The organism is Saccharothrix sp. ST-888, from assembly GCF_000955975.1.
In the GTDB taxonomy this organism is placed as follows: Bacteria; Actinomycetota; Actinomycetes; order Streptomycetales; family Streptomycetaceae; genus Kitasatospora.
Genome location: NZ_JYJF01000176.1, coordinates 1 through 7,660 on the forward strand (window position 1 = coordinate 1; position 7,660 = coordinate 7,660).

The following is a 7,660-nucleotide window of genomic DNA, read 5'->3' on the forward strand; positions in this document are numbered from 1 at the left end:
CGGCAGTGCGGGCACGGCCTCGGCGCTCGATAAATTATCAGGCAGGGAACCTGACAGAAACCTCTGGAAGGATGCGTTCTCATGACCACCGCGCGCACGGCCACCCCGAGCACCGCCCGCGCCATCAACGACCGGCTGGCGCTGGACCTGCTGCTCGGTCAGGGCCCTCTGACCGCCCCCGAACTGCGCAACCTCACCGGCCTCTCCCGTCCCACCGTGGCCGACCTGCTGGAACGGCTCCAGCGCAGCGGCCTGGTCGCGGTGGTCGGCGAGAGCGGGGAGGTGCGCCGCGGCCCCAACGCCCGGCTGTACGCCCTGGTCGCGGACCGGGCCCACCTGGGCGGCCTCGACCTCCGGGAGACCGGCGTCAGCCTGGTGGTCGCCGACCTGACGGGCCGTACGCTCGCCACCGCCGAGATCCGGGCCGGCGACGGCGCGCCTGCCGGGGACCTCGCCGCCCGGACGATCCGCACCCTGCGCGAGCGTGCCCGGGAGGCTGGAGCCGAGGACCTGCGCACCGTGGCGGTCGGCGCGCCCGGCCTGGTGGACCCGGCCACCGGCGAGCTCTACGGTTCGGGCGGGCTGCCCCGCTGGCACGCCGAACTGCTGGCCGCTCTGCGCGCCGAGCACGGCACCGAGCTGATCCTGGAGAACGAGGTCAACCTGGCCGCGATCGCCGAACACCGGATCGGCGCCGCCCGGGACCGGGACACCTTCGTCCTGCTCTGGCTCGGCCACGGCGCCGGCGCCGGCGTGGTGCTGGACGGACGGCTGCGGCGGGGCGCCTCGGGCGGCACCGGCGAGATCGGCTTCCTGCCGGTACCCGGCACCGGGGCCCTCCCGAGCGCCACCGGCTGCGAGGGCGGGTTCCACTCCCTGGCGAACAGTGCCGCGATCTGCGCCCTGGCCGCCGCGCACGGCCTCCCGGTGCCGACGGCCGGCCGGCCGCCCCGGGCGCAGGCGCAGGCCGACGTGGTGACCCGGGCCGAGGAGGCGGTCCGCACCGCGCTCGGCGGCGGCCCGGCCGCAGCGGCCTTCCTGGACGAGCTCGCCGAGCGGATCGCGATCGGCGCGGCGGCGGTCTGTGCGGTACTCGACCCGGGCTGCGTGGTCCTGGGCGGCGAGATCGGACGGGCCGGCGGCGAACTGCTGGCCGCGCTGGTGGAGCGCCGGCTGGCCGGGCTGCTGCCGCTGCGCACCGAGGTCAGGGCCGGGACGGCCGGTGGCGGTGCGGTGCTGGCCGGCGCGGTGCTCACGGCGGGCGACGCGGTGCGGCGGGAGCTGTTCGGGGGCGGTGAACCGCTCGGCGGCGCCCCGGGCGCGAGGTGAGGTGCGGCCCCGCGCCTCGGGGGAGCGGCCCGGCTCAGGTAGTGGGGGAACTCAGGGCCGACATGCCCAGCAGGACGGCCGTGGTCAGCGCCGCCACCACCAGCAGGGTGATCAGCACCCCGCCCAGGACCGCTCTCACCGAACGCCGTTCTCGCGCGGGCGGGGTGACATTGCTCTGGTACCGCTCCGCCTCGGCGACGAACGCGAACGGGACCGATTCCGCCCCGGGTGCCATCCGGATCTCCCTCTTCAGCTCTCTGTACCGTCACACCGGGCAACGGCCGAATACGTCGGATCGTGCCCAATTCAGACTATTTAAGCCTGAAAGGTTTCCCGAAGGCTTCCGCCGGCCGCCGGTCGAACCGAGCCCCGGTGTACGGCAGGATGGCCCGGACGAGATCAGCACCCACCGGACCACACCGCCAGGAGCGCTCATGGGCCAGCCCGACCGGCCGATCAACCCCTACCGCATCGGCGAGGCCGCGGCGATGCTCGGCGTGAGTGCCGACACCATGCGACGCTGGGTCGACGCGGGCCGGCTCGCGGCCCAGCGGGACGAGCACGGCCACCGGATCATCGCCGGTGCCGAACTGGCCGCCTTCGCCCGTGAGCTGGCCAGGCCCGAGACCGCCGAGGCGGAGGGCCGTCCCTCGTCCGCCCGCAACCGCTTCCCCGGCATCGTCACCGATGTGCTGCTCGGGGACGTGGCCGCGCAGGTGGAGATCCAGGCCGGTCCGTTCCGGGTGGTGTCGCTGATCAGCCGGGAGTCGGCCGAGGAGCTCAACCTCGTCCCAGGCGCGCCCGCCACCGCCGTCATCAAGTCGACCAACGTGGTCGTGGAACGACGCGGCTGACGAGCTGTCATCCTGGTCCGCCATGTTCCGCCACACACCGCCGAGTGAGATAACCGTGCCCGCTCCGTCTTCCCGTCCGGTGCTCGCAGTCGCCCACCGGGGCGACCCGTACCGCCACCGCGAGAACACCCTTCCCTCGGTCGAGTCCGCACTCGCCGCCGGGGCCGACGCCGTCGAGGTGGACGTCCAGCTCACCCGCGACGGCGTCCCCGTCCTGCTGCACGACCGCACCCTCGACCGGCTCTGGGGCGATCCCCGCCGGATCGGCTCGGTCACCCTCGACCGGCTCGGCGGGATCGGCAGCGGTGAGCTGCGGGTGCCGACCCTCGCCGAGGCGCTGAAGGCGGTCGCCGCCACCCCGGCGGCCAAGCTGCTCATCGACCTCGACGACGCCGGGCCGGTGGCCGCCACCTGGGCCGCCGTCACCGGCCTCGGCGTGGAGGACCGGGTCGGCTTCTGCGGCCCGGTCGCCGCCATGCTCGCGGTCCGGGAACAGGCGCCGGACGCAGAGCTCGCCCTCACCTGGAACCACCCCCGGCTGCCGGGCCGCCCGCTGCTGGACGACCTCCGCCCGCGCTACGTCAACCCGCCCTTCGGCCTGGTCGACCCGGCCTACGTGGACGCCGCGCACGAGCTCGGACTCGCCGTCAGCACCTGGACGGTGGACACCCGCCGCACCATGCTCAGGCTGGCGGCGGCGGGGGTGGACTCGATGACCAGCAACCGGATCGGGGTGCTGCGCCGGGTCCTGGACCGCAGGCGGTGAGCGGTACGGGCGGAAGCCTGCCGGTACTCGGCGCCCGCGCCCTCGGCCGCGCGCTGCTGGCCCGCCAGCACCTGCTCGCCCGCAGTGCGACGACCCCGGCCGTGATGCTCGGACACCTGGTGGGCCTCCAGGCGCAGGCGGCCCCCGAACCGCCCTACCTCGGGCTGTGGTCCCGGCTGGAGGGCTTCCACCCCTCGGAGCTCAGCGAGTTGATCGAACGCCGCGAGGCGGTCCGGATCGCACTGCACCGGGCCACCATCCACCTGGTCACGGCCGAGGACTGCCTGGCGCTCCGTCCGTTGCTCCAACCCGTGCAGGACCGCGGCTTCGCGGGCAACTGGGGCAAGCGGCTGGGCGGCGAGGACCCGGCCGCGGTCCACGCGCGGGGCCGGGTGCTGGTCGAACAGGAACCGCGCACCTTCCAGCAGTTGGGACAACTCCTCGCGCCGGACTTCCCCCGGGCGGAACCGGCCGCGCTGGCGCAGGCCGTCCGGACCGGTCTGGCACTGGTCCAGGTACCGCCGCGCGGCCTCTGGGGACGCGGCGGCCCGGCCGCGCACACCACCGCCGAGCACTGGCTCGGCCGCAGGCTCGACCCCGCGCCCTCGGTGGAGCGGCTGGTCCTGCGCTACCTGGCCGCCTTCGGCCCGGCGAGCGCGGCCGACGTCCGGAAGTGGTGCGGGCTGACCGGGCTCGGACCGGTACTGACGCGCCTCGCACCGCAGTTGGAGCTGTTCCGGGACGAACGGGGCCGCACCCTCTACGACCTCCCGCAGGCACCCCGGCCGCCCGAGGACACCCCCGCCCCCGTACGGCTGCTGGCCCCCTTCGACAACCTGCTGCTCTCGCACGACGACCGCACCCGCGTGCTGCCCGAGGAGTACCGGCCCCGGATCATGACGCAGAACGGGATCGTGCTCGGATCCGTCCTGGTGGACGGGCTGGTCGCGGGCAGTTGGCGGTCGGACGGCGGCACGCTGCGGATCCGGCCGTTCGCCCCCCTGGGGCGGCAGGCGCGGGCCGGTCTGGTCGACGAGGGCGAGCGGCTGCTCGCCTTCACGGGCGGCGAGCGGCTGGTGGTGGACCAGGAGGACTGACCGCGCGGCCCTGCGACCGCGCGGACGCGCCGGAGCCTGGAGATCGGACATTCCGTCAGATCGCGTGCTGAGATGGGCTGATCACGACCGGCTAGTCGGAGGTGCAGGCGGGAATGTCGGCAGAGCCCACGCCCCCGGGAGCGTCGGACGGGCGGCCCGAGGACGACCGCAGGCCATACCAGCCACTGCCGCCCGCGGTGCGGAGCGCGGCCGCGTGGTCGGCCGCCGTGATCCTCTTCCTCGCGGTGGCCGGGTTCGTCGTCTTCGCCCTCGTCTCGCTGCGGGCGGCCACGGTTCCGCTGATCCTGGCGCTGCTGGCCACGGCGCTGCTCCAGCCCGTGATGCCGTGGCTGGTGGATCGCGGCCTGGGGCGCGGCGCGGCGGCCGCGCTGACCTGTGCGGCGCTGCTGGTCGCGGTGTTCGCGGTGCTGGCCGTGCTCACCAACTCGCTGGTGCACAGCGCCCCGCAGATCGCCGACTCGCTGCGGCGGGCCGGCGAGCAGCTGGCCTCCTGGCTCGGGCCGCTCGGCGAGAAGATCCGCTACGCGCTCTCGCAGTCCGCCGGTTCGGGCAGTTCACTGGTCTCCTCGCTGGCCAACGGCGTCCTCTCGGGACTCGGGTTCGCCACCCAGGTGATCACCGGCGCGGTGCTGGCCCTGGCACTGGTCTTCTTCTTCCTGCGCGACGGCCACCGCAGCGGCGACCTGGTCCGCTCGGTAGTGCCGGACGAGCGGGCCGAGACGGTGATCGCCTGCGGGCACAAGGCGTTCGCCGCGATGGCCGGGTTCATGCGCGGCACCACCCTGATCGCCCTGATCGACGCCGCCTTCATCACCGTCGGCCTGGTCATCCTCGGGGTGCCGGGCGCGGCGGGGCTGGGCGCGCTGGTGTTCATGGGCGCGTACATCCCGTTCGTGGGGGCGTTCCTGTCGGGGACGGTGGCCGTTCTGGTGGCTCTCGCGGAGGGCGGTCTCGGCACCGCGCTGTGGGCGCTCGGGGTGGTGCTCGCCGTGCAGATGATCGAGGGCAACATCCTGCAGCCGGTGATCCAGAGCCGGACCGTCGAACTGCACCCCGCCACCATCATGATCGCCGTGGTGGCGGGCGCCGGGGTGGCCGGGATCCTCGGCGCGCTGCTCGCCGTCCCGGTCAGTGCGGCGGGCCTCGGCGTGATCTCCGTCCTGCGCGGCCGGGCCGCCGAAGTCCGAGGCGGCGCCGAGGGCTGAGACCCGGAGCCCGCCCGGTATCGTCGGTGCTCCGGTAACGGCGGGTCAGAGTAGAGATTGGGTGCGGCAGCAGACGTGGAGTTCCGAGAAGACATCCTGGGTGCCCCGTACGAGGCGGCCGAGCTGCCGCTGGTCCCCGACGAGGAGGGTGACGTCAGCGCGACCCTGGTCAGGCGGCTGGTCCCCGGGTCCCAGCGGGCCGTGCTCTACCTGCACGGCTACACCGACTACTTCTTCCAGACCAATCTGGCCGAGCACTTCGTCGCGGCGGGTTTCTCCTTCTACGCCCTGGACCTGCGCAAGTACGGGCGTTCGCTGAGGCCGCACCAGTCGCCGAACTTCGTCCGCGACCTGCGGGCCTACGACGAGGAGCTGGACGAGGCCGTCCGGATCATCCGGGACGTCGACGGGCACACGCAGCTGCTGCTCAACGGCCACTCCACCGGCGGACTGATCGCCGCGCTCTGGGCCGCCCGCCGGGCGCGGCGCGGACTGATCGACGGGCTCTTCCTGAACAGCCCCTTCCTGGCGATGCCCACCGCTCCGGCCGTCCGCGCCCTCGGTGCGCCCGCCGTCGGAGCGATGGGCCGGCTCGCCCCGACCCGGGTGCTGCCCGCAGCCATCAACCCGCACTACGTGCACAGCCTGCACCGCGACCACCGGGGCAGCTGGGACTTCGACCTGACCCTCAAGCCGGCCGAGGGCTTCCCGCTCTACGCGGGCTGGCTGGCCGCCATCCAGCAGGGCCACCGCCGGATCCGCCAGGGCGTCGCCATCGACTGCCCGGTCCTGCTGATGGCCTCCACCGCGTCCATCACCACCACCAAGTGGGACCCGGCGATGCTCCAGCGCGACGCCGTCCTGCGCGCCGACGACATCGCCGCGCTCGCGCCCCGGCTGGGACGCCACGTCACCGCCGTCAGGATCGAGGGCGGCATGCACGACCTGGTGCTCTCCGGCGAGCAGGCCCGCGCCCAGGTCTTCGCCGAGCTGGACCGCTGGATCGGCGCGTACTTCCCGGCGCCGCCCGCATGAGCCGGGAGCAGGCGGAGCACGACGAGCCCCGCCCGGTCGAGCGGGAGGTCGCGCTCGGCACCGCGAAGCTGATGCCCGACCTCGACCGCGAGCACGGCTGGCTGCTGACCCTGAACGGCACCACCCAGTCGTATGTGGACCTCGCCGACCCCACCTACCTGGAGTTCGAGTACGTCCGGCGGATCGCCCACCTCGTCGACGTCCTCACGCCTTCCGGGGAGCCGCTGGAGGCGCTGCACCTCGGCGGCGGCGCGCTCACCGTCCCGCGCTACCTGGCCGCCACCCGGCCGGGGTCGCGCCAGCGGGTGGTGGAGGTGGACGGCCCGCTGATACAGCTGATCGCCGACCACCTGCCGTGGCCGGCCGGGATCGAGGTCGCCATCGGGGACGCCCGCGAGGGTCTGCGCGAGGCCCCGGCGGGCGGTGCGGACCTGGTGGTCGCGGACGTCTTCCACGGCTCGCGCACCCCCGCGCACCTCACCTCCCTGGAGTTCCTCCAGCAGGTGCGGGCGGCCCTGCGCCCCGGCGGCTGCTACGCCGCCAACCTCGCCGACGGGCCGCCGCTCACCTTCGCCAAGGCCCAGGCCGCGACCGTGAGCGCGGTCTTCCCCTGCACCGCCCTGGCCGCCGAACCCTCGGTCCTGCGCGGCCGCCGCTACGGCAACATCCTGCTGATCGGCTCGGACCGCCCGCTGCCGGTCGGGGAGCTCGGCCGCCGGCTCGCCGCCGACCCGTTCCCGGCCCGGCTCTGCGAGGGTCCCGACCTGGCCCGCCTGATCGGCCGCACCGGGCCGGTACGGGACGCGGACGCCCAGGACTCCCCGCCGCCGCCCGACGGCGCATTCGGCCTCGGCTGACCGGCCGCGCCGCCGGGGCGGTGCCAGAATGCCGACGTCGGACCATGTGCGGACCAGGCGGAGGAGAGTCGGATGACGGTGGATCAGCCCAATGGTCCCGGGGCCTCGCCGGCGGCCCCGCCAGCGGCACCGGCGAAGGTGAAGGTAGAGCTGGAGGCGGTCCCCGAGACCACGCTCTGGACCCTCTACCACCGGGCCGTCGAGGCCCGCCGCCCCGACGGCCTGCTGCACGACCCCGAGGCCGTCGAGCTGGTCGGCCGGATCGACTACCCGTTCGCCGAGCGGTTCGGGGGCGAGCGCGATCTCCTGGCCCAGCTCCAGGCCCTGCGGGTGCTCTCCTTCGACCGCGAGGTGGCCGACTTCCTGGTCCGCTGCCCGCGTGGCACCGTGGTCTGCCTCGGCGACGGGCTGGAGACCGAGTACTGGCGGGTCGACAACGGCCGCGCGCAGTGGCTCTCCGTCGACCTGCCCGACACCATCGCGCTGCGGGAGCGGC

9 protein-coding genes are annotated in these 7,660 nt (G+C 74.5%); 8 read left to right on the plus strand and 1 reads right to left on the minus strand.

What is annotated here, in order from left to right:
* Window positions 1–81 precede the first annotated feature (81 nt).
* Window positions 82–1,329, plus strand: coding sequence for an ROK family transcriptional regulator (locus tag UK12_RS31100; RefSeq protein WP_045306556.1), 1,248 nt, complete (start codon window positions 82–84; stop codon window positions 1,327–1,329).
* 34 nt (window positions 1,330–1,363) lie between these two features.
* On the opposite strand, the gene UK12_RS31105 is transcribed toward UK12_RS31100, so the two are convergent.
* Complete coding sequence (locus tag UK12_RS31105) at window positions 1,364–1,564, minus strand: hypothetical protein (RefSeq protein WP_045306557.1); 201 nt, start codon at window positions 1,562–1,564, stop codon at window positions 1,364–1,366.
* 199 nt (window positions 1,565–1,763) lie between these two features.
* Between UK12_RS31105 and UK12_RS31110 the strand changes: the two genes are divergently transcribed.
* The 7 genes from UK12_RS31110 to UK12_RS31140 form a co-directional block, all read left to right on the plus strand.
* A complete protein-coding gene (locus UK12_RS31110) occupies window positions 1,764–2,183 on the plus strand; it encodes a TOBE domain-containing protein (protein WP_442973904.1) in 420 nt (139 codons plus the stop codon).
* A gap of 55 nt (window positions 2,184–2,238) precedes the next feature.
* A complete protein-coding gene (locus tag UK12_RS31115) occupies window positions 2,239–2,949 on the plus strand; it encodes a glycerophosphodiester phosphodiesterase (RefSeq protein ID WP_231591459.1) in 711 nt (236 codons plus the stop codon).
* Entirely contained in the window at window positions 2,946–4,046 is a 1,101-nt protein-coding gene (locus UK12_RS31120; protein ID WP_045306559.1) for a winged helix DNA-binding domain-containing protein, read from the plus strand. Before UK12_RS31115 ends, UK12_RS31120 begins: the two co-directional genes overlap by 4 nt.
* 113 nt (window positions 4,047–4,159) lie before the next feature.
* Window positions 4,160–5,272: an AI-2E family transporter gene (locus UK12_RS31125; RefSeq protein ID WP_082120101.1), complete on the plus strand. Its 1,113-nt coding sequence runs from the start codon at window positions 4,160–4,162 to the stop codon at window positions 5,270–5,272.
* Between the two features lie 75 nt (window positions 5,273–5,347).
* Window positions 5,348–6,307 (plus strand): alpha/beta hydrolase, encoded by a 960-nt coding sequence (locus UK12_RS31130; protein ID WP_045306560.1) that lies wholly within the window; start codon window positions 5,348–5,350, stop codon window positions 6,305–6,307.
* On the plus strand, window positions 6,304–7,164 hold the full coding sequence (locus tag UK12_RS31135) for a spermidine synthase (RefSeq protein WP_045306561.1): 861 nt from the start codon (window positions 6,304–6,306) through the stop codon (window positions 7,162–7,164). The genes UK12_RS31130 and UK12_RS31135 overlap by 4 nt, the downstream gene beginning before the upstream one ends.
* A 72-nt stretch (window positions 7,165–7,236) precedes the next feature.
* Window positions 7,237–7,660: class I SAM-dependent methyltransferase (locus UK12_RS31140; RefSeq protein ID WP_197085319.1), on the plus strand; the 424-nt coding region annotated here is incomplete at its 3' end.